This window comes from Streptomyces kebangsaanensis (assembly GCF_001906585.1).
Lineage (GTDB): Bacteria > Actinomycetota > Actinomycetes > Streptomycetales > Streptomycetaceae > Streptomyces > Streptomyces kebangsaanensis.
The window spans coordinates 23,887-24,535 of sequence record NZ_JUJA01000164.1; the positions used below are offsets into that span (position 1 = coordinate 23,887).

Sequence of the window (649 nt, forward strand, 5' to 3'; positions counted from 1 at the left end):
GAGCGGCTGGTGGAGGCCGGTCTGTCGGAGGCCGAGCTGTCCCGGCTGCGCTCGCCGGTGGGCCTGGACCTGGGCGCCCGTACCCCGGAGGAGGTGGCCGTGTCCGTCGCGGCCGAGATCATCGCGCTGCGCTGGGGCGGCACGGGGGCGCCCCTGACCGCGACCGCCGGAGCCATCCACGCGACCGGCTCCGCCTGAGGCGAGGAGAGAAGTGATGGAACTGCACCACGAGTTCACCGTGCCCGTCCCGGTCGACGACGCCTGGCGGGTGCTCCTCGACATCGAGCGCGTGGCGCCGTGCCTGCCGGGGGCCACCGTGGAGGACTACGACGGCAGGACCGTGACCGGATCGGTCAAGGTCAAGCTGGGTCCGATCACGGTGACGTACAAGGGGACGGCGGTCTTCGAGGAGCAGGACGAGGCGGCCCACCGCATGGTGCTCGCCGCGAGCGGCCGGGAGACGCGTGGGCAGGGCACGGCGCGGGCCACGGTCACGGGCACCCTGGAGGAACGGGACGGCGCCACGGCCGTGTCGGTGCGGACCGATCTGACGGTGACCGGCCGCCCGGCGCAGTTCGGGCGCGGGGTGCTGGGTGAGGTGGGCGACCGGCTGGTGGGGCAGTTCGCCGAGTGCCTGTCCGAGCGGCTC

The 649-nt window shown here is 74.3% G+C and carries 2 protein-coding genes; both read left to right on the forward strand.

All coding sequences use genetic code 11. From position 1 onward, the window contains the following. Positions 1 to 198, forward strand: a 198-nt coding sequence (locus RH94_RS45310; protein WP_234426206.1) for an XdhC family protein, incomplete at its 5' end; no start/stop codon positions are given. 16 nt (positions 199 to 214) lie between these two features. Next, the coding region (locus tag RH94_RS33150; protein WP_234426207.1) for an SRPBCC family protein at positions 215 to 649 on the forward strand (435 nt) is incomplete at its 3' end.